Annotated in this window: 22 protein-coding genes and 1 tRNA gene; 20 read left to right on the forward strand and 3 right to left on the reverse strand. The window is 69.9% G+C overall.

Going from position 1 to position 20,320, the window contains the following annotated elements; all coding sequences use genetic code 11:
* Positions 1-2 precede the first annotated feature (2 nt).
* From ACPL7H_RS06755 to ACPL7H_RS06775, 5 genes are all read left to right on the forward strand, one after another.
* Positions 3-872 (forward strand): hypothetical protein, encoded by an 870-nt coding sequence (locus tag ACPL7H_RS06755; RefSeq protein ID WP_424796258.1) that lies wholly within the window; start codon positions 3-5, stop codon positions 870-872.
* Entirely contained in the window at positions 869-1,957 is a 1,089-nt protein-coding gene (locus ACPL7H_RS06760) for a ParB N-terminal domain-containing protein (RefSeq protein ID WP_329863766.1), read from the forward strand. Before ACPL7H_RS06755 ends, ACPL7H_RS06760 begins: the two co-directional genes overlap by 4 nt.
* Positions 1,958-2,028: 71 nt before the next feature.
* On the forward strand, positions 2,029-2,727 hold the full coding sequence (locus tag ACPL7H_RS06765; RefSeq protein ID WP_329863768.1) for a hypothetical protein: 699 nt from the start codon (positions 2,029-2,031) through the stop codon (positions 2,725-2,727).
* Positions 2,728-2,742: 15 nt separating this feature from the next.
* Positions 2,743-3,915 carry a M23 family metallopeptidase gene (locus tag ACPL7H_RS06770; RefSeq protein WP_424796259.1) on the forward strand — a complete coding sequence of 391 codons (1,173 nt, stop codon included), beginning with the start codon at positions 2,743-2,745 and terminating at the stop codon, positions 3,913-3,915.
* Entirely contained in the window at positions 3,915-4,181 is a 267-nt protein-coding gene (locus ACPL7H_RS06775; protein ID WP_329863771.1) for a DUF6112 family protein, read from the forward strand. Before ACPL7H_RS06770 ends, ACPL7H_RS06775 begins: the two co-directional genes overlap by 1 nt.
* 10 nt (positions 4,182-4,191) lie before the next feature.
* Here the strand turns inward: ACPL7H_RS06775 and ACPL7H_RS06780 are convergent, their stop codons facing one another.
* Positions 4,192-4,587, reverse strand: coding sequence for an NUDIX domain-containing protein (locus tag ACPL7H_RS06780; RefSeq protein WP_329863773.1), 396 nt, complete (start codon positions 4,585-4,587; stop codon positions 4,192-4,194).
* Between the two features lie 85 nt (positions 4,588-4,672).
* Here ACPL7H_RS06780 and ACPL7H_RS06785 point away from each other — a divergent pair, with 85 nt between their 5' ends.
* Genes ACPL7H_RS06785 through ACPL7H_RS06835 form a run of 11 tightly spaced genes read left to right on the forward strand, consistent with a single transcriptional unit; the run spans position 4,673 to position 15,517 of the window.
* Positions 4,673-4,942 carry a DUF6112 family protein gene (locus ACPL7H_RS06785; protein ID WP_022883069.1) on the forward strand — a complete coding sequence of 90 codons (270 nt, stop codon included), beginning with the start codon at positions 4,673-4,675 and terminating at the stop codon, positions 4,940-4,942.
* Positions 4,943-4,982: 40 nt separating this feature from the next.
* A complete protein-coding gene (locus tag ACPL7H_RS06790) occupies positions 4,983-6,425 on the forward strand; it encodes a conjugal transfer protein TrbL (RefSeq protein WP_424796260.1) in 1,443 nt (480 codons plus the stop codon).
* Positions 6,426-6,429: 4 nt separating this feature from the next.
* Positions 6,430-7,887, forward strand: coding sequence for an SCO6880 family protein (locus ACPL7H_RS06795; protein WP_424796261.1), 1,458 nt, complete (start codon positions 6,430-6,432; stop codon positions 7,885-7,887).
* Positions 7,888-7,929: 42 nt separating this feature from the next.
* Complete coding sequence (locus tag ACPL7H_RS06800) at positions 7,930-9,099, forward strand: hypothetical protein (protein ID WP_424796262.1); 1,170 nt, start codon at positions 7,930-7,932, stop codon at positions 9,097-9,099.
* Entirely contained in the window at positions 9,096-10,643 is a 1,548-nt protein-coding gene (locus tag ACPL7H_RS06805) for an ATP-binding protein (protein ID WP_424796263.1), read from the forward strand. Before ACPL7H_RS06800 ends, ACPL7H_RS06805 begins: the two co-directional genes overlap by 4 nt.
* Positions 10,643-11,185: a hypothetical protein gene (locus ACPL7H_RS06810; protein ID WP_329863782.1), complete on the forward strand. Its 543-nt coding sequence runs from the start codon at positions 10,643-10,645 to the stop codon at positions 11,183-11,185. The genes ACPL7H_RS06805 and ACPL7H_RS06810 overlap by 1 nt, the downstream gene beginning before the upstream one ends.
* Positions 11,182-12,978 carry a type IV secretory system conjugative DNA transfer family protein gene (locus ACPL7H_RS06815; RefSeq protein ID WP_424796264.1) on the forward strand — a complete coding sequence of 599 codons (1,797 nt, stop codon included), beginning with the start codon at positions 11,182-11,184 and terminating at the stop codon, positions 12,976-12,978. The genes ACPL7H_RS06810 and ACPL7H_RS06815 overlap by 4 nt, the downstream gene beginning before the upstream one ends.
* Before the next feature lie 51 nt (positions 12,979-13,029).
* Positions 13,030-13,503 (forward strand): single-stranded DNA-binding protein, encoded by a 474-nt coding sequence (locus ACPL7H_RS06820; protein ID WP_329863786.1) that lies wholly within the window; start codon positions 13,030-13,032, stop codon positions 13,501-13,503.
* Positions 13,504-13,517: 14 nt separating this feature from the next.
* A complete protein-coding gene (locus tag ACPL7H_RS06825; protein WP_424796265.1) occupies positions 13,518-14,138 on the forward strand; it encodes a hypothetical protein in 621 nt (206 codons plus the stop codon).
* A complete protein-coding gene (locus tag ACPL7H_RS06830) occupies positions 14,119-14,334 on the forward strand; it encodes a helix-turn-helix domain-containing protein (protein ID WP_329863790.1) in 216 nt (71 codons plus the stop codon). The genes ACPL7H_RS06825 and ACPL7H_RS06830 overlap by 20 nt, the downstream gene beginning before the upstream one ends.
* Positions 14,327-15,517 (forward strand): tyrosine-type recombinase/integrase, encoded by a 1,191-nt coding sequence (locus ACPL7H_RS06835; RefSeq protein WP_424796266.1) that lies wholly within the window; start codon positions 14,327-14,329, stop codon positions 15,515-15,517. Before ACPL7H_RS06830 ends, ACPL7H_RS06835 begins: the two co-directional genes overlap by 8 nt.
* 235 nt (positions 15,518-15,752) lie before the next feature.
* Here the strand turns inward: ACPL7H_RS06835 and ACPL7H_RS06840 are convergent.
* A tRNA-Pro gene (locus ACPL7H_RS06840) sits at positions 15,753-15,826 on the reverse strand.
* Positions 15,827-16,043: 217 nt separating this feature from the next.
* A complete protein-coding gene (locus tag ACPL7H_RS06845; RefSeq protein ID WP_424796267.1) occupies positions 16,044-16,652 on the reverse strand; it encodes a C40 family peptidase in 609 nt (202 codons plus the stop codon).
* Between the two features lie 118 nt (positions 16,653-16,770).
* Between ACPL7H_RS06845 and ACPL7H_RS06850 the strand changes: the two genes are divergently transcribed.
* The 4 genes from ACPL7H_RS06850 to ACPL7H_RS06865 all read left to right on the forward strand — a co-directional run bounded on the left by ACPL7H_RS06850 (position 16,771) and on the right by ACPL7H_RS06865 (position 20,223).
* Positions 16,771-17,682 (forward strand): oxygenase MpaB family protein, encoded by a 912-nt coding sequence (locus ACPL7H_RS06850; protein ID WP_424796268.1) that lies wholly within the window; start codon positions 16,771-16,773, stop codon positions 17,680-17,682.
* Positions 17,683-17,735: 53 nt separating this feature from the next.
* Positions 17,736-18,569 carry a lysostaphin resistance A-like protein gene (locus ACPL7H_RS06855; RefSeq protein ID WP_424796269.1) on the forward strand — a complete coding sequence of 278 codons (834 nt, stop codon included), beginning with the start codon at positions 17,736-17,738 and terminating at the stop codon, positions 18,567-18,569.
* 245 nt (positions 18,570-18,814) lie between these two features.
* Complete coding sequence (locus ACPL7H_RS06860) at positions 18,815-19,915, forward strand: Na/Pi cotransporter family protein (RefSeq protein ID WP_424796270.1); 1,101 nt, start codon at positions 18,815-18,817, stop codon at positions 19,913-19,915.
* Positions 19,915-20,223, forward strand: coding sequence for a hypothetical protein (locus tag ACPL7H_RS06865; RefSeq protein ID WP_424796271.1), 309 nt, complete (start codon positions 19,915-19,917; stop codon positions 20,221-20,223). Before ACPL7H_RS06860 ends, ACPL7H_RS06865 begins: the two co-directional genes overlap by 1 nt.
* Positions 20,224-20,320: the final 97 nt, after the last annotated feature.

Raw genomic sequence — 20,320 nt, forward strand, 5'->3', positions numbered from 1 at the left:
GAATGACAAAGGCAAGCACCCGCGACCAGGAGCGGGCTTGGTTCGAGGACTCGGAGGCGCTACGCGCGCTCCTCAACAGACTCCATGAGGCCGGCAAGGGCGCGTGGCGGAACGACCCGGAGGCTGCCGCGCTGATGCGGCACGCGGCCGACAAGTACGCCGCCCTGGCTCGCAAGCACGGCCTGGACCCGTGGGAGGCTGCCTCTGCGGCGTTCGAGGCGATGCGGGGAGCTGCGACTCGTCGGGCGGATGACCCGTGGGCGGTGGTGACCCGTGCGGTGCAGGTGACCTGCATCGGTGAGGAGCGCGGCAACGGCCTACTGTGCTCCGTGCACCAGGCGCGCCGGCCCCGCTATTCGGTGTTCCATGACGCGGAGCGGTTCAGCGACCGGGAGAACCCGCTGCCCGACTACCACCCCGCGTTCCACGTCGACCCCTTCACCGACGACGAGGAGGACGTGCTCGGCGAGGACGAGGAGCTGCTGCTGGAGCGGACGATGAACGTGGGCTCGGCGGTGGAGGACACGATCGCGTTCCTCAGCCGCGTCGGTTGGGCGCCGGAGACCGCGCGGGCCGGGGTGGAGTACATCACCGGGCGGCTTGCCGAATCCGTGTCGCGAGCGTCGGCCTTCGAGGTCCTGCGCCGCGACCGGCAAGCCCGCGCCCTCCTGGACCTGCCCGGAACCTCCTGGACGACGCTGCTGCGGGTTGTGCTCGGCAACCCCGACCCCTCCCTTGCACACACCAACGCCGGGCGTGGCCTGGTGGTGCGGCTTCTGATCGGCGAGCCGTTGCGAGCGCTATGGCGTGACAATGACCTCGTGCTGACCGCGGGCCTTGCCGCCCCCGATAGCGGAGCTGATCACCCGTGAGCACTCCGCAGGATGGGCACATCGAGCTGGAGCGGGCTGTGGACTCCATCGGTGTCGGACGCCGGCACCGGCAGGACTACGGCGACCTGACCGCGATGGTCGAGTCGATCCGGCGCAACGGCCTGCTGCAACCGATCACGATCACCCTCGACGGGCACCTCATCTGCGGTGCTCGCCGCCTGGCGGCGATCAAGCTGCTCGGGTGGAAGACCGTCAAGGTGTGGGTCCGCAGTGGTGTCTCGGACCGGCTCGGGCAGCTCCTCGCGGAGCAGGACGACAACCTGCTGCACAAGCCACTGACCCAGTTCGAGGCCGCCGGCCTCTACCGCGAACTCAAGACCCTGCTCGCCGAAGACGCGGCACGCCGCCAGGAGGCCACCCGCTTCCACGCCGCCGACGAGGCCGGAGAAGACGGTCCCGTTAAGTTAACGGCACCGTGGGAAACCACCCCCGGTGAGGCCGCCGTGCAGGCTGCGCAGATGGTCACCGGCCGCGACTCGCACACCACGTTGGAGCGCATCGGCCGACTCGAACACCTCGCCGCCGACGAATCCCAGCCCGAGTCCGTGCGCACTCGCGCGGCGGAGGAGGTCGAGCGGATCAAGGCCGGCGGAGGCGTCTACCCCTCCCACCTGCGCGTCAACGCCGAACTCTCCCTCGCCGAGCTCGACCAGGTCGCCGCCGACCCCACCCTGCCCGCTGATGTGCGCGAGCAGGCCCGCGCCGAGGCCGTCCAGGTGCGGGCGGCGGAGCGTGAGGCGCGGGCGGTGGAGCTGGACGAGTTGGCGCAGGCCGCGCTCGCCCGCGTGAAGGCCGCGAAGAAGACCGGCCGGAAACCCCCGCGCCCCGCGCTGACCGCGGTCGAGGATCAGGGTGAGCCGGTGCCGTTCCCGCTGACCGTGTTCGTCGCGATCTGGGACGACATGGCCGGATGGTGGCTGCACCATGACCCGGACGAGGTTGGCCCGGCGTTGACCGAGGAGCAATGGTCACGGTTCGAGCAGACCGTCACCGGCACGATCGCGTTCGCCGATACCGCCCGCGCTGCCCGCCGGGCGCAGGAACGCAGCGAGCACATCGCCTGACCACCGCTTCGTGGGGGCGTGTGTGCACCTTCCCGGCGACCACCTACCTGTCGCCTCTTGGGAGGACCCGCATGGACCCCGCCACCCTCGCTGATCGCGGCCGTCGTCGTCTGCTGATCGCCACGATCGCGGGCGGGCTCGTGCTGCTCCTGCTGGTCGGTGTCGGCATCTACGGGCTGCTGCGCGGCCCCGCACCCCGCACCGACTCCACTCCCGCCGACACACCGAGTTCCACCGTGACCGCCCCGCCGGCCGGGCCGTCCGGTGAGGGGCCGGTGGCGGTGCCGCAGGTCGGCGGCCCGGAGGCGTTCGCCCGCGCGGTCGCCAGCGCGCTGTTCACCTGGGACACCACTACCGGTGATGGCCCGATGGACTACGCGCAGATGCTTGCGGATGTCGCCGCAGATGAGGAGGCTGCCGCGCTGGCGGGGGATGTGCGGGCGTATCTGCCGAGTGTGGAGGCGTGGGGGCAGCTCCGTCAGTACCAGACCCGCCAATGGCTCATCGTCGATACCGCGGTCATCCCGGAAGCGTGGGAGACCGCGGTCGCGCAGGCCGCACCAGGCCAGATTCCCGCAGGCACCGTCGCGTACACCATTGACGGCACCCGGCACCGGGACGGCACCTGGGACACCGAACCTGTGGAGGCGTCCCGGCCGGTGTCGTTCACGGTGTTCATCGTCTGCACCCCGGCGGTCACAGGCCGCGGCATCACCGGCACGACCTGTGAGCTACTGCGCCTGTCCCAACTCGACAACCCCCTCCGTTGAGAGCAGGTGGTTGTTGTGTGGAAGAAGCTCGCCGCTCTCGCGGTCGCCCTGCTGTTCTTCGCCCCCTCGGTCGTGCTTGTCGGGGTGGCGGCCGTGGTCAATCCTGCGATGACCGCATGCGCACCGGGCTCCCTCGCTGTGGGGCCGATCCCGGAGTCGCTGACCGCGACGACGCGCAACAGGCAGACGGTCACGCTGAACCGGACCCAGCTCACCCACGCCGCGACGATCATCACGGTCGGCGGGCAGACCAGCGGTGTCGGCCGTCCCGGCGTGGTGATCGCGCTCATGGCCGCCCTCACGGAGTCCACGCTGCGGATGCTCGCCAACACCGGCACTTACCCGGAGTCCGGCGACTTCCCGAACGATGGCAACGGGTCCGATCACGACTCCTTGGGCCTGTTCCAGATGCGTCCCGCCGCTGGGTGGGGCACCGTCGCCGAGCTGATGGACTCGACCTATCAGGCCAGAGCGTTCTACGGCGGCGAGACCGGCCCGAACCACCCCTCCCCGCGGGGGCTGCTGGACATTCCCGGCTGGCAGCAGATGGACCCCGGCGAAGCCGCCCAGGCCGTCGAGGTATCCGCCTACCCGGACCGCTACCAGAACTACCAGCCGGTGGCCGAGGCGATCCTCGCCGCCCTAACCCGCCCTGCGCCCACCGGCGGAGGAGGCGGCGGGGCGCCGATCGTGCCGGAGACGACGCGCATCGTGTTCCCGCTTCCCGAAGGGACGTGGGTGGACACCGACAGCTTCGGGTGGCGCACCGACCCGTTCACCGGGGAACGCGCCTTCCACGCAGGGTCCGACCTTGCCGCCGCGGACGGCACCCCGATCCTCGCCATCGCGGACGGGGTGGTCGTGCACGCCGGCTACAGCGGCGGCTTCGGCGGGCTGGTCATCATCGAGCACACCGTCCGGGGCGAGCGGGTCGCGTCGTACTACGCGCATATGTGGGAGACCGGCATCCACGTCACCGAAGGGCAGACCGTGACCGCGGGCCAGCACATCGGAGATGTAGGCTCGTCCGGCCGCTCCACCGGACCCCACCTGCACCTGGAAATCCACCCCGGCGGGCAAGGGCAGCCCGCCGTCGACGCCACCGCCTGGCTCGCCGACCACAATGCGGAAGGCGTCACCGGCGGGGACACCACCCTCGCGACCTGCACCGCGGGCGGTGGGGCCTGATGGACGTGTTTCCCGACTTCGGCGGCGTCGGCGGTGCCGCAGAGCTGCGCTCCATCGTCGGGGCGCTGCTGATGTTCGTCCTCATCATCGCCGCGCTCATGCTCATCGTCTGCGCGATCGTGTGGGCGGTCGCCTCATCCAGCGGCAACTACCAGGCCGCGACAAAGGCCCGCACCGGCTTGCTCGTCTCGGTCGGCGCCGCCGCGCTCGCCGGCGCCGGCGTGGCCTGGGCGAACTTCCTCCTCGGCGTCGGCGAACAGCTCTGACCAGCCGGAGTCAGGTGAGGATGCCGGCGCCGCGCAGATAGTCGGCAAGGTTCGCCGTCACCGGGAGCTGGTCGAGCTCGGCGGCGGCGACCCAGCGGGCATCGTCCGCGTCGTCGCCCGATGCCAGCTCGCCGCCGGTGACGGTGGCGGCGAAGTCGTGCACCTCGAACACCCGCCCCTCGCCGGCCGGGATCGTCACGCACCACAGCTCACGCCCCACCGACACCCGCAGCCCAGTCTCCTCGAACGCCTCCCGCGCGGCCGCCTCAGCCAGGGTTTCGCCGGGCTCGACGCTGCCGCCGGGGATCGACCAGCGGCCCTTCTCCGGCTCGGTGCCACGCAGCACGAGCAGCACACGTCCCGCGTCGTCGGTGATGACGGCGCTGGCGGCCAGAACGATTTCCACCAGCCCAGGCTATCCGCCTGTCGCTGGGTGGCGGGGTGCACCTGACAGCCGAGAACACGTCTCGCGAACAGTCAGGAGCATCCCCGTGATCGACATCGACCCCAACAGCTCTGGTCTTCCCGGCATCGAGCAGCTACGCATCATCGTCGGCGCCGTCATGACCGTCGGCCTGATCCTCTCGGTCCTTGCCCTCATCATCTCGGCGATCGTATGGGGGTTCGGCGCGAACTCCTCCAACCCGCACCTCGCCAGCCGCGGCAAAGTCGGCGTGCTCGTGTCCTGCGGTGCGGCGATCATCTGTGGTGCCGCGGTGACGCTCATCAACTTCTTCTGGGGCGTCGGGCAGGCCGTCTGATGACCACCCCGGCAACGCGCCTCCCGTGGGGGTGGGTGCGGTGAGCGTGTGCGATGTCCCGGTCATCTCCGCCGTGTGCGACGCCGTGGGCGAGGGCACGGCGTCGTTGATCGCGGCCCCGTTCGACTGGCTGGGCCAGGCGATGGCCGGCGCGGCTGCCTGGTTGTTCGAGGCGGTCTGGACCGTGTTCGACACCACCACCCTGGTCGACGTCACCAGTCCTGAGTATGTCGGCGTCTACAACGTTCTGTTCGGCGTCGCGGTCTTTGTGATGCTCGTGTTCTTCTGCCTCCAACTCATCACCGGCCTCATCCATCGCGACCCCACCGCCCTGTCCCGCGCCGCCCTGGGACTTGCCAAGTCCGTCCTCGGGTCGTTCCTCGTCATCACCCTGACCGCGCTGCTGCTGGAAGTGACCGATCAGCTCTGCGTGGGGATCGTGCAGGCCACCGGCAACACGATGGAAGGAATGGGGACCCAGATCGGGCTCCTCGCCACGGGACTTGCCGGGATCAACATCGCTGCTCCCGGTGTCGGCGCGATCCTGACCATCTTCCTCGCCGGGCTCGCCATCAGTGCGGCCGCGATCGTCTGGTTCAGCCTCCTCATCCGCAAGGCGCTGCTGCTGGTCGCGATCGTGTTTGGCCCCGTCGCCCTGGCCGGGGCGACATGGGATGCGACCAAGGGCTGGTTCGCCAAGTGGGCGGCGTTCGTGATCGCCCTCATCTTCTCCAAGCTCGTCCTCGTCGTGATCTTCCTCGTCGCGATCGGGCAAGTCTCCGCCCCCATCGAAGCGGGCCTCGCCTCTATCAGCGACCCGATTGCCGGGGTGGTGCTGATGTTCGTCGCCGCGTTCGCGCCGTACATCACCTACAAGTTCCTGTCCTTCGTCGGGTTCGATATGTACCACGCCATGTCCAGCGAGCAGGAGGCGAAGTCCGCATTGAATCGCCCGGTTCCGGTGCCGTCCGCACCCAAGGGTGACAGTGCGAAGAAGGTCCTCGACGGCGGTAGTGATACCGGCGGCAAGCCCAGGGGCGGAAGCGTCGGAGGGGGTGGGCCGATGCCGCCGCCTGCGGGTGGCCCGGCGGCATCGGGCGGTGCCGGGGCGACCGGAACTGCCGGGGGCGCTGCCGCGTCATCCGGCGGAGCAGGCGCCGGAGCCGGAGCGGGGGCGGGGGCGGGGGCCAGCGCGGGTGCTGGTGCGGCCGCGGGGCCTGTCGGTACGGCGGTGGTCGTCGGCGGTGCGGTGGTCAAGGGTGCCGCGACCGCCGGACCGAAGGCCGGTGCCGCTGTCGGCGGTGCCGCGGAGAACCATGCCGGGGCTGCGGCCGAGCAGAGCACTCCGCCGCCGGTCCCGCCCGCGCAAGGCACACCGTCGTCACGTCCGGCACCTTCGACGCCGCCCGCTGCGCCCTCGTCGCCATCGCGGGGGTCGGACCCGCCGCCGCCTCCGTCCTCGAAGCCGTCCAGGAAGGAATGAGCCAATGGCCTCCACGCACACCGAGTACCCGTTATCGCCGGTGCAGTTCTCCCGCCTCACCCGACGGGGCATCCTGTTGGGCTTGTCGTTGCCGCAACTGATCGTCCTCGGCATCGCGATCCTCACCGTCGTCGCCTCCCTCTACACCAGCGGTGGCATGGGTCTGGCCTGGACGTCCCCGGTCTGGGCTGGCGCCGCCCTCCTCGCCGTGATCCCGGCAGGGGGCAGGAAGCTGATCGAGTGGGTGCCGATCCTGACCCGCTGGGCCGCCCGCACCTACCTAGGCCAGCTCATCTACCGGCGCCGCGTCATCAAGCCCCGGCCGGCCGACACCCTCGCCCTGCCCGGGGACGCGGCGCCGCTGCGTGAATGGGAAGACCCGGAGACGGGGGCGGCGATGGTCCACGACCCCCACGCGCAGACCCTCACCGTCATCCTCGGCGTCTCCCACCCGGCGTTCGTGCTCCTGGACCCCGGCGAGCAGCAACGCCGCGTCGCAGGGTGGGGCCGCGTGCTCGCCGCCGCGTGCCGGTCCGGGCGGATCGCGCGGATTCAGGTGTCTGAGCGGACGTTGCCGGATTCGGGGACGGGGTTGGCGGAGTGGTGGCGCACCCACGGCACCGACGACGGCTCCTGGGCCGCGACCACCTACCAGGAGCTCATCGACCGTGCCGGCCCCGCCGGGGAACGCCACGCGACCACGATCAGCCTCGCCCTGGACATGAAGAACAGCGCCCGGCAGATCAGAACCTCCGGCGGCGGCATACGCGGCGCTGCGGCCGTGCTGCGGCAGGAGATGACCACCCTGAGCACGGCGCTCCGCGCGGCAGAGCTCACCTCGACCGGGTGGCTCACCCCTGGCGAGGTCGCCGTCATCCTCCGCGGAGCGTACGACCCGGCGGCAGCCCCCGCCCTGGAACGCCACGGCGACCTCGGCCGCGATCTTGCCACCGCCGGGCCGGTGGCGGTCACCGAGACCTGGGACCGCCTGCGATCCGACAGTGCCTTCCATGCGGTGTTGTGGATCACTGAATGGCCCCGCTCCCAGGTCTACCCAGGGTTCTTTGCCTCGCTCGTGCTGTCCAACGGCATCCTCCGCACCCTCGCCCTGCACTACACCCCGGTACGCGCCGACCAGGCCGCGAGGGACCTGCGGAAGAAGAAGACCGAACTCATCTCCGACGCCGCCCAACGCCGCAAGATCGGACAGATCGAGGATGCCGCCTCCAGCGCGGAGCTCGACGACGTGCTGCAACAGGAGGCGGACCTGACCGCCGGGCACGGCGTCCTCCGTGTCTCCGGCCTCGTCTCCGTCTCCGCACCGACCGTGGACGAGCTCGACGCCGCGGTGGCCGCAGTCGAGCAGGCCGCGATCCAAGCCTCCTGCGAGACCCGCCGCCTCGTCGGCCAGCAAGCCCAGGCGTTCACCGCGACCGCGTTACCGCTGTGCCGCCCGGTCTGACCCATCCCGCCATCAACCGTTCCCTTGTGAGGAGTCCCGATCATGCCGACCTTCGACAACCCCGTGGAGGACGCGATGGAGGCATCCGCTGCGCTCCGCGGCCTCGCCCACGCCACCCGCACCTTCGACGACCCCGCCGAGACGTACCCGGTGCTCGGGGAACTGCTGGCCGGGGTGCGGTCGCTGCGGCAGGTGCTCGACCAGCTCGCCGCCGCCCACATCGAGGCCCGGTCCCGCGCGCACACCGACGCGGGCAGCCAGCCCGCCGGGGCGACGGCGGCGCTTGCGGCGGCGGATGAGCTGCACCAGGCCGGCACCCTGCTGGACACGGTCCATGACCGGGTCGATGCGGCGATGTCGCAGTCCGGGCGAATCGCCTGGCACCCCGCACCCGAACCCCTCGACACGACCGGCGCGACGCGCACCACGGTGCAGGCGGGTGAGCTGAGGTTGACGGTGTGGCCGGACGAACCATTGGGCGAGCATCAGCGGTACGCGTACCGCATCGAGAACCCGGCCACCGGGCAGTCGATCGAGGGACGGGACCTGTTCACCGGCACGGGCGCCCCCGTCTCACCCGAGCGGGCGCTGCGCGAGCTCGCGGTGTTCCTCTCCGCCGCAGGCGACGCACGCCAGTTCGCGATCGACCATCCCGGCCAGCGCACCGACAACGACGGGGCGTTCCCGGACTGGGTGACCGATGCCGCCCGTCAGCACCCCGACACCCTAATCGAGCTGATCGACCGCGACCCGGACCTCCCCGAGAAGCAGGGCGGCAGGCGGTGGGTCAGTGTCGTGTTCCTCCAAGGCGAGGAAGCAGACCCGGTGCTGGACATCATCGAACGAGACGGGACGGACGCGGCGATCGAGCATCTGGCGCAGTGGGATTTCGGGGAGGAGACGACCCAGGCTGCGCTCGAGAACGGGTACGTCTACGACCAGCCCCCGACCGGCGCCCTGGACCGCACCGCCACCGGGGATGTCTACACCCTCACGTACAGTCCCTTCCTCGGCCACGTCTCGCTGCTTCGCATCCACGACGCCGTACGGGACCCAGCGCTACTGAACATCGACACGGCCGCGCCCACTCCGGCTCCGGCACGGCGGACGGTCGAACGGGCGCCGGTGCGGGCGGCGCGTTCGGAGGCGACGGATTGGTTCGCCCGCCGGCCGGGCGCATCCGCCTCGCACGGGCGGGGGTTGGCGCTGTGACCGGAAAGGATGAGGGCCGTCTGCACACGGCGGTGCTGGTCGGCCCGGAAGGTGAGCGGCGACGGAACCGCAAAGCTCGCCAGCAGGCCGCTACCCGGATAGAGACCACCGCCCGCGACACACGGAAGGCGGAGGCGAAAGCCAGATGGGAAGCCGAGCAAGCAGAAAAGCGCGCAACGACGTACCTGCCGGCCGCCGGCGAGTCCGGTCCTGCCGCGTTGCGGACACCGGGGCGGTTGCGGCTTCCGAAGCACCAGGACACCTCCGCGACCCTCGCCGGGCAATATCCATTCCTCGCCGAAGGGGGCCTCGGCTCGGCGGGCGTATTCGTCGGCCAGGACCTCTACTCCGGTGGGTCGTTCGTCTACGACCCGTGGGTGCTCTACCAGCAAGGCCTCATCACCGCCCCCAACGTCGTTCTCGCAGGGATTGTCGGCTCCGGCAAGTCCTCCCTGGCGAAGTCCCTCTACACCCGCTCGCTCCCGTTCGGGCGGCGCGTCTACGTCCCCGGCGACCCCAAGGGCGAGCACACCGCCGTCGCCGAAGCGGTCGGCGGGAAAGCGATCGTTCTCGGCCACGGGCTATCGAACCGGCTCAACCCGCTGGACGAGGGACACCGGCCCTCCGCCGTCTCCGACGCGGAGTGGGCGATGCAGGTTGCCTCCCGCCGCCGCGACCTCATCGGGGCGCTGGCGGAGACGGTGCTGGATCGTGTGCTGTCGCCGTTGGAGCACACCGCGATCGACCTCGCCCTGCGGGATGCGGTGCGGTCGGCGGAGGTGCCGATCCTGCCGATGGTTGTCGACCGTATCCTGGCCCCCAGCCCCGCCGATGATGAGGACCGACGTCTTGCCGAGGACGGCCGCCTGGTCGGCCACGCGCTGCGCCGCCTCGTCGCCGGTGACCTCCAGGGACTGTTCGACGGTCCCTCCACGGTGAGGTTCGATCCGTCGCTGCCGATGGTGTCGTTGGATCTGTCCCGTGTCGCGGAGAACTCCACGCTCATCTCCGTGCTGATGACCTGCTCCAGTGCGTGGATGGAATCGGCGCTGTCGGACCCGAACGGCGGGCAACGGTGGGTGATCTACGACGAAGCGTGGCGCCTGATGGCCTACCCCAGCCTCTTGCGGCGGATGGACGCGCAATGGCGGCTCGCCCGCCATTTCGGCATCGCGAACATGCTCATCTTCCACAAGCTCTCCGACCTCGACAACGTCGGCGATCAAGGTTCCGCGATGAGGGCTCTCGCATCGAGTCTGCTGGCGAACGCGGAGACCCGGATCGTCTACCGGCAGGAAGCCGATCAGCTCGGCTCCACCGCCACCGCCCTCGGCCTGACCGGCACCGAACAGAAGCTCCTACCCGGCCTCGGCACCGGGCAAGGACTCTGGCGGATCAAGGACCGCTCCTTCGTCGTACAGCACCAGCTCCACCCTGCCGAGCTCGCCGCATTCGACACCACCACCCGCATGACCGCAGATTCCCGCGAGTTCACGAATCTCGACGGTTCTTCGGGATTCTCGAACGATCGGCAGGAATCCTGATGACCCGCCCCCGCTACAAGCGCACCACCGGCGAACCCGAACACCGAGACGACGCCGTGCCTGTGGTGTTGCCGCACGTCGTCATGGACATTGCCTCTGACGGAAGGATGACGGTCACCGTCGACGGGGCACCGTATGAGCCGGAGCCGTTCGCACCCGCGTGGCGGCGGGAGGACTTCGCCCGCGTCCTCGATCAACTCACCGACCAGCGCCGGTCGCCAGTGCGGGTCGAGGTGCGTGAGGCGGACGGGACCGTGTTCACCGACATCATCACCCCCAGCACACGCCGCCGCCCCCAACCAGCCCTTGCCCAGGAATCGCCCGCACGACAAGCGATGCCGGAGCTGGTCACGTTGCACGGGGAGGGGTTCGTGCCTGGCGAGGATGTCGCCGTCGCCATCGTCATTGTCCACGGTGACGCAGCCCCAGACGGGACCATGCGTGCCCTGCTCACCGCCGAACAAGCAGCATCGAGTCCGACCCGTGAGGTCATCTTGCTCGGCCGCGTCTCCGGCACCCTCACCATCGGGCACCCCGAATGAGCACTCCGCGCCCGGCCGGGTCGCTCGGAGACGAGCTCAGCAACCTCGGCATTGCCCTCCTCATCGGCGCCGCGCTCCTGGCCGGCATCCTCCGCGGCGCCGGGTCGGTCGCCGCCTGGATCACCGGCACATCCCCACCCGCCGGCGGTGTCGAAGCCGGCCTGGGCGTGCTGCTGAACCCTGGCGACCCGGCGGGCGCTCTCGATGCGCCAGGGCTGAACGTCGTCGCGTACTGGACAACCGCCGCCGTCCTCATCCTGGGAGCCGGGGCGGTGGGTTGGTGGGTGTGGCGGCTGCTGCGCGACCACGGCCGCCAGGTCAAGGCCGACCCGTACCGGATCGCCGGGATCGCCACCCGCAGCGAAGTCGCCAAAGCCGCCTCCGAGACCGCGCTGCTGCGGCGGGGCGGGCACCTGCGGCCCTCGCTCGACAAGCCCTGCGCGGAGGACATCGGTTACCGGATCGGCGCCTCACGCGGCAAAAGCGTCTGGGCCTCGGTCGAGGACTCCATCCTCCTCATCGGGCCGCCGCGCTCTGGGAAGGGCGCCCACATCGTCATCAACGCCATCCTCGACGCGCCCGGCGCGGTCGTCACCACCAGCACCCGGCCGGACAACCTCACCGCGACCCTCCGTGCCCGTGAACGCATCGGCCCGGTTGCGGTGTTCGACCCGCAGCACCTCGCCGAGGGTGTCCCGGCGGGGCTGCGCTGGTCGCCGATCCGGGGGTGCGAGGACCCGCTGACCGCGATGATCCGTGCCACCGGCCTTGCCGCCGGCACCGGCCTGTCCGCCGGCGGTGTCGAAGGCGGCAGGTTCTGGGAAGGCAAAACCCGCACCGCGCTCCAATCGCTCCTGCACGCCGCCGCGCTCGATCACCGACCGCCCGGCGAGCTGTTCCGCTGGACCCTCGACCCGTCCGCTGCCGCGGATGCGGTGGCGATCCTAACCGCCAACCAGAACGCGGCTGTCGGGTGGTCGGAGTCGTTACAGGCGATGATCGACTCCGACCCCCGCACCCGCGACTCCATCTGGCAAGGCGTCTCCCTCGCTCTCGCCGCCCTCGCCGACCCTCGCGTACTCGATGCCGTCTCGCCGCGAGCCGGTGAGAACTTCGACCCCGAAGCATTCCTCCGAGCCAAAGGAACCCTCTACCTGCTGGCGACCGGGGCCGGGGCGAACAACTCCGCAGCATTGGTCGCGGCGTTCGTGGAAGACCTCGTGGAAGCCGCCCGCCGCATCGCCGCCCACAGCCCCGGTGCACGCCTCGACCCGCCGCTGCTACTTGCGCTCGATGAGGTCGGCAATCTCGCACCCCTGCCGTCCTTGCCGACGCTGATGGCTGAGGGAGGCGGCACCGGGATCACGACGATGCCGGTGCTCCAGTCGCTCGCCCAAGCGCGGGAGAAGTGGTCGGAGAACGCGGCCGGCGCGATCTGGGACGCCAGCATCGTCAAGATCATCCTCGGCGGGGCCTCCAACTCGAAAGACCTCCACGACCTGACCACGCTCACCGGCGAACGGGACGAGGTGATCGACTCCACCACGGTCGGCGATCACGGGTCCCGCTCCGCGCAACGCTCGATCCGGCGGGTGCCGGTCATGCCGCCCGACGCGATCCGCACCCTGCCGTTCGGGACCGCGCTCGTGCTGCTGCGCTCCGCGCCGCCCATCGTCACCCGGATGCGGACATGGACCGACCGGCCCGACGCCACCCGGCTCCGCGCCGACCGCACCGGGATCGAGGAACGGCTGCGGCGGCGACCGCAGGAGAGCCCTGACGCACCTGACTGACAAGAGCGGCCCCGCCCTGGGGGCCGCCGATGCCAGGAAGGGACCATCGTCATGACGATTCACACGCAGGAGTCGTTCACGGGATTCATCGCCTCGGACCCCCAGCTCAGCCACACCGGCAAAGGCGAGGCAAGGTTCTACGCCCGTGTCGGGCAGGAGCACTACCGCAAAGAGCCCGACGGCTCTTTCACGGAGCTGGAGACCACGTTCCACGACCTCGTGGCGTATCGGGCGACCGCCGAGCGGGCGCACGAGCGGTTCGCCAAGGGCGACAGCTTCGTCGCCGAGGGCTACACGCACCCGTTCGAGTACGAGCGCGACGGACAGACCGTGCAGGGCGAGGAGTTCGTCGCCAAGAAGATCGGCCACGACCTCGCCCGCACCAACTACGACGTCGACCGCGGCCCGCGCAGCGCTCTTGCCGCCGAGCGAGAAGCGCCGGCGCCCGCCGCAGACAGGGAGCCCGTGCGCAGCGAGGGGCCGCGTCGCCCCTCTCCGTCCGCCGCATCGGCGGTCGGGCTGTGACTGAGGAGACGCTGATGGCCGAGGTCGATGACATCCCTGAGCCCGACGAGCCCGAACCCGCTCCGCTGCACGACGACACCGACCCGGAGGCGTCGGAGGGGGACGCCGAACTGCTCGCAGAGCCGCCGCATCCGGTCAACTGGAACCTCCTCACCGCCGAGGAGGCCGCCGGCGAGTGGGTCGAGCTCGACAAGTGGGTGACCTGGCTGCGCCACACCTACGGGCTCCCCGCCAGCGTGGTCCCGCCGTTCTGGCACCGCCACCCCGAGCTGGTCTGGGAGCTCAGCGCCCTGCACCTCCACTGGCTGTGCGCCTACGACCCGGAGGAGAACGGGTCAGCACCCAACGGCTGGCACCGGGACTTCGCCGACGCCCGCCAGCGCCTTCGCGACTGGGTGGCCGCCTGCGGCACCCGCTTGGACCGCGACCGCGCCACCCGGCAGACCGCCTGGCCCGGCGAGACCCCCACGGAGGCGATCGAGGACATCGTAATCCCTGACCGGACGGCGGACTTCCGGGAGTTCGTCAAGGCCGACGTCGCCCACCGCCAGGCCGCCGAGGACGCCTTCTACGCCAGCCTCGGCGCCGACCCGGAAACCGGCGAGGTGTCCGACGATGACGAGCCTGCCCAGTGACCGCGGCATCGGCACGGTCGAGCCGCTGTGGTGCCCCAAGGAGGCATCGGAGTTCCTGACCGTCTCCCAAGCCACACTGTCCCGGTGGCGTCGGGAAAAGGTCGGCCCGCCGTTCGTGCAGGTCGGCGGCGTCTACCGCTACAACCCCGTCACGGTGCGCATTTGGGTGCGCGAACAGGAGGCGGCACGTGGCTGATCCCCGCAATCGCCGTATGCCTCCGGTCGGCGTGAAGCTCACCACCGACGTCGAACGCCGCGTCGACGGGTTCCGTGCCCGTGTCCGATGGACCGATCCGGCAACCCATAAACGCGTCGGCCGAGTCAGCCACGTGCGCACCGCCGAGGAGGTCGAGGAGTTCTTCGAGCAGATGCGCGCCGCGACCGAGACCGGCAACGACACCACCGTGACCCTGGCCGACTACGCCGCCTCGATTGGGGACCGTTGGCAACGAGGCCTGGACCCGACCTCCACCGCCGAGCTCTATGACACCGGGCTCCGGCTCCGTGTCTTGCCCGCGCTCGGCCACATCCGCGTCGCGAAGATCACTGCCGGAATGATCGACCGCACCATCGACGCCTGGGAAGCCGAGCACTCCGCCTCCACGATCAAGAACTCCATCGCCCCACTCGTCCGCGTCCTGGACGAAGCCGTCCGCGACGACGTCATCTCCATCAACCCCGCCAAGCACCGCGCCCGCCGGAACCTCGGCAAGCACGTCACCCACACCACCGGAGCACTCCGCCAGTACGCCCTCCCAGACCTTCCGACATTGCAGAAGCTCGCCACCGCGTGCGGGAAGGTCCACCAGTCCTACTCCGATCACGTCATGCTCGCCGCCCTCCTCGCCGCCCGCGGCTCCGAAGTCGCAGGACTGCAGGCCGGGGACGTGGACTGGGACAACCGCATCGTGTGGATCAGACGCCAGCACTACCCCGGCAAAGGCGGCCTCGTCATCAAACAGACCAAAGGCCGCAGAGACCGCCCCGTCCCGATGCTCGACGCGCTCGAACCCATCCTCGAACGCCTCACCGACGGCAAGGAGCCCGACACTCCGCTCCTGCGCGGGCCGCGCGGCGGCGTCCTCACCACCGCCACCGTCCGCGACGCCACCCACTGGGACGACCTCGTGAAGGAGCTCGGCTTCAACAACCTCACCCGCCACGGGCTCCGCCACACCGGAGCGACCTGGATGGCCGACGCCGGCATCGCGCTGCACGTGCTCCAGGAGATCCTCGGACACCAATCGATCGAGACCACCAAGGGCTACCTGCATCCCGACCACCGGCACCTCGCCGAAGCCGCCAGACAGGCCAACCAGTTCCTCTCCGCAGCCCCCACCAGAAGGGACACCACCCGCCGCGCCGGACCCCGCCTGTGACCATTGCTGGACCCACGCTCCGACCCCTTCAGAAGGGGGCCGGAGCATCGCCCTGCGCGGATTCTGGTCCACTCGATGGGCACCTTTTGGTGCACTCCACGGGCATCGAGGTCGAACGGGATTGGTCCACTTCAGCAGCGGGCGGCTCGAGTGGATCGAGCAAGTGGACCAGCCGGTGACCACCCCCGGAAACGACGAAGCCCTGGTGAAAGTTGCCTCTCACCAGGGCTTTTTGTCGGGATGACAGGATTTGAACCTGCGACCCCTTGACCCCCAGTCAAGTGCGCTACCAAGCTGCGCCACATCCCGTTGTTTAGTTTTCGGACAGTCCCGCCGCTCTAACTCACCTGACCCCCAGTCAAGTGCGCTACCAAGCTGCGCCACAGCCCGTTGCCCCGCGCCGATCGCCTTCCGGCCGACTGGGACGCGACGATGCTACCCCACTCCCCCAGGATGGACCGAATCGGCACCTACCCGGCCGCGGACCGGTATGATCAGTTCACCCACCCCAAGCGATTGGGCTCGCTCACCCCCCGTGCAGCTCCTCTTCATACACCCGGATGAATGTGGGGTCGGCCATGTAGATCGGGCTCTCGTGCACCAGCGTTCCGGGGCTCCGAGCGGCGATGTGATGACCGTCGCCGGTGTAGATCCCGATATGCCCCGGCCACCACACCAGGTCACCGGCAACGGCCTCCGCTGCCGGGATCCGGTAGCCGGCACCGGCCTGCAAGTCCGCCGTGCGGGGCAGGTCGATGCCCACCTGGACGAAGACATACCGCACGAACCCGGAGCAATCGAAGCCGGCCGGAGTACCCCCGCCCCACACGTACGGCACCCCGTTGTACTGGCGGGCGACGTCGATGACGGGATGCGAGGAGGCCGGCCCCTCCGCGATGCTCGTGGACGCCGGCCCCTCCCCGAGGCTCGTGGGCGTAGGCTCCTCCTGCCCGGGTGAGGGTCCATCGAGCGCCGCCGCACTGGCACCGCTGGCGATCAGGGCAAGAGCCGTTGCCGCGGCCGCGACCAGGCAGCGCGCCAGTACGGGGCCACCGCGCCGACCCCCGTCGCGATATGCACCGCCCGCCCGGCGGCCCGCAACACCAACCGGCTGCTGGGTCCGGACGGTGACCATGGCGTTCCTCTTCCCGCTGGGCCGGTGCGGGGTGTGGCAATGCTAGAGCAACCCGCGCCACCGGACCAGCCCCGCACCCGAGCTGGAACACCTCCCTCGTTACCGGCAGACTGAGAGGATGCCGATCACTTCCGTACGCAACCGGATGAGCCGGGCCCTGCTGGGCATGGTGGCCGGGCCCGACGGCGCCCAGGCCAGGTACCGCATCCACGGCACCGCCGGCCCGCGCTGGTACAGCGCAGGCTCACCCATTCAGATCGTGCACGGGGACGCCTCGATGTACATCGGCGGCGTGCGCGCCCTCCTGCTGCAGTCGCTGCACCCACTGGCCATGGCCGCTGTCGACGACTTCTCCGACTACCGCACGAACGTGTGGGGACGCCTGGCCCGCACCGCTACCTTCATCGCCACCACCACCTTCGGCACGGCCGAGCACGCCAAGGAGGCGGTCGACATCGTCCGCGCGGTCCATCGGCGGGTCAACGGCACGGCGCCCGACGGCAGGCCGTACCAGGCCGACGACCCGCACCTGCTGGCCTGGGTGCACATCGCCGAGATCGACTCCTTTCTCACCGCGCACGAACGCTTCGGCCGTCGCAGCCTCGACGAGTCCGATTACGACACCTACGTCTCCCAGTCCGCGAGGGTGGCCCTAGCCCTGGGGTCATCGGAGGTGCCCACCACGCGGGCCGAGTTGCAGCACGGGCTCCGGGAGTTCCGGCCGGAACTGCAGAGCACCCCGGCTGCCCGTGATGTGGCGACGTTCATCCGCACCGTGCCGGTGCCGGTGGCGGTTCGACCCGGCTACCGCGCCCTGGTGCGAGCGGCGGTGGCCACCTTGCCGCGGTGGGCCCGCGAACCCCTGGGGCTCCCGGACCGGCCGCTCCTGGACCGAACTCTGCACCGCCTCAACGGCACCGCGATGACCTCCGCGATCCGCTGGCTCACCACGGCCGAACCCATGCAACGTCCCGAGCGGCTTCCACCCGGCCCGGCCGCCGGTTCCAGGAGCCGTGCACACCAGGCCTAATCATGACGAATGGCACTGGACGCACCCTGTCCAGTCTTGTCAGGCTGCCTGCGATGCCTACTGAAGCCGCCATCGGCACCACCCGCGCCCCACTCGTCGTACGGATCGGACTGGTTCTCGCCACCGGCGTGGGTATCTGGGCCCTGATGTCCTGGCTCACCGCCAACCTCTATGGCGGGCAGTTGAGCATCCCGGTGCGCCTGGCCAACGCCGCCCTGATCTCAGGTTTGGCGATCCCGATGGTCATCCTCGCCCGTCGCTATCTGGACCGGCGTGCATGGTCCGGGATAGGACTGGGCGTGTCCGCGAGGGCCTGGCGTCCGTTCCTGATCGGCGTGGTCGCCTTTCTGGTGCCCAGTGCCCTGGGACTTGGCATCGCCCTGGGCGCCGGGTGGCTCAGCCTGCAGGCCCACGTGCCGGTGGCGCACATCCTGGCCTGGGCCGTGTTGTTGGTGGTCCTGGTGTTCTTCTTCGAAGCGCTCCCGGAGGAGTTGATCTTCCGCGGTTACCTGCAGCGCAACCTCACCACCGTGATGGCCCCGTGGCTGGCGGCCATCGCCCAAGCGGTGTTGTTCACGGTGTTCGGGACCGCCCTGTGGGTGGCCTCGGAAGGGTGGGGGGTACTGGCCGAGCGCGGCATCATGTTCCTGGCAATGGCCGTGGTGCTGGGTCTGCTGCGGACCCAGACCGGCAGCGTGTGGACGCCGGTCGGTTTCCATCTGGCCTTCCAGGTGGTAGCCCAGACCGTGCTGAGCCAGCGGGTGGGCACCGACAACGAACCGGGCCTGATGATCGCCGCGATTATCAGCGCCTTCGTGCTGGGCACCACGGTGGTCTCACTGCTGCACCGCACCGAGGCGAACTGGTCCCGCCCCGAACCGGAATGAGGGCGCCGATGTGAGGTACCTCATAGCGCGTTCATCTGGCGTTTACCTGGATGTCGTCTGAATCTCGCCTGCGAGTGCTGAAGTGTTGGTGTGCGAGTACTAGTCACCCAGGCCAGGGCCGCGTGAGTACCACCCAGGTCGGTCTCCCCCCGGCAAGCGCAGTGCAGGCACCCGCTGCTCCCCTGCGCAGTCCCTTGCATTTCCTCCCCTTCCACGGGAAGAAGCTGCGGGCCGCGGAATGGGTCATGGTGTCGATCGGGATCTACGTCCTGATCACCGCGGTGGCCCTGATCGGGTCCGGGTTCAAACTGGCTGCCGGCGACGGCGCAGGACAACTGTTCCAGTTCGCCTCCAACCCGTTCATCGGGCTGATGATCGGACTGCTGGCCACCGCGCTGACCCAGTCATCCTCCACCACCACCTCGATCACGGTGGGCATGGTGGCCGGCGGGCTCCCGATCGGGATCGCCATCCCGATCATGATCGGCGCGAACATCGGCACCACGATGACCTCCACCCTGGTGAGCCTGGGCATGTCCCGGGACAAGGAGACCTTTCGCCGGGCCTTCGGGGCCGCCACCGTGCACGACATGTACAACCTGTTGTCGGTGGCCATCTTCCTGCCCCTGGAACTGGTCTTCGGGGTACTGCAACGTTCCTCGGCGTGGCTGACGGCGCAGACCTCCGGATCCGACGGCGGAGTCGTCGCCACCGTGTTCACCGCGGTGGGCGAGGTGGTACGAGCGATCACCTCTCCCGGCTCGGCGTTCCTGACCGGCCTGGTCTCCCCGCTGCCGGCCGTGGCCGGCGGGCTCATCCTGATCGTGCTGGGTGTACTCGGCATCCTGGCCGTGATCAACCTGATCGGGAGACTCCTCAAGGTGCTGATGGTGGGCCGGGCCCAGCGCATTCTGCATGCGGCGATCGGGCGCGGCCCGTTGAGCGGGATAGCCTCGGGCACCCTGATGACCGTGATGGTCCAGTCCTCCACCACCACCACCTCACTCGCGGTGCCGCTGGCCGGGTCCGGAACGTTCTCCCTGAAGCAGATCTACCCCTTCACCATCGGGGCGAACATCGGTACCACCCTCACCGCACTGATCGCGGCGTTCGCCTTCACCGGGGCCGAGGCGGGGCCGGCGCTACAGGCGGCTTACGTTCACTTGCTCTACAACGTCTTCTGCGCCCTGGTGATCTTCGGCCTGCCACTGCTGCGCCCACTGCCGGTGCTCGGCGCGCAATGGCTGGCGAGCCTGGCGGTCAAGTCCAAGGTGTACGTGGCCGCCTGGGTGCTGGGTATGTTCGTGATTGTCCCGATCACGCTGATCGCCGCTACCGTGTGGTGATGGCACCTTCTCCGCTGCCGCAGCCCCGGCACAGCAACGGTGATGAGGCGAGCCTGAACGAACTGCTTGCGGAGGCTGAGCGCACCGTGGAGCGGCTGCGCCAGGAGTTGGCGCAACGGCAGCAGGTGCGCGCCGAGAAGGAACTCACCGCGGCCCAGCACGCCGAGATCGATCGGCTCACCGAGCACCTGGCCAATGCCCAGGTGCACTGGGGCCAGGTGCGCTCATTCTTCGCGGCCGCTATGGCCGAACTCGTCGAGCCCGAGTCCGGAACCCAGGAGCCCGGGCAGCACCAGCCCCGGGCCTGACCACCCCGGGTGGTGGATGAGGTGCCCTCATCCACATCTCATCGAGCTCTCATCCGGGACCGGTTGTCTAGGCGGACGGGCCGGCTGCTGCGCCCCC

The sequence above is a fragment of the Pseudactinotalea sp. Z1732 genome (genome assembly GCF_049724975.1).
Lineage (GTDB): Bacteria > Actinomycetota > Actinomycetes > Actinomycetales > Beutenbergiaceae > CALKWS01.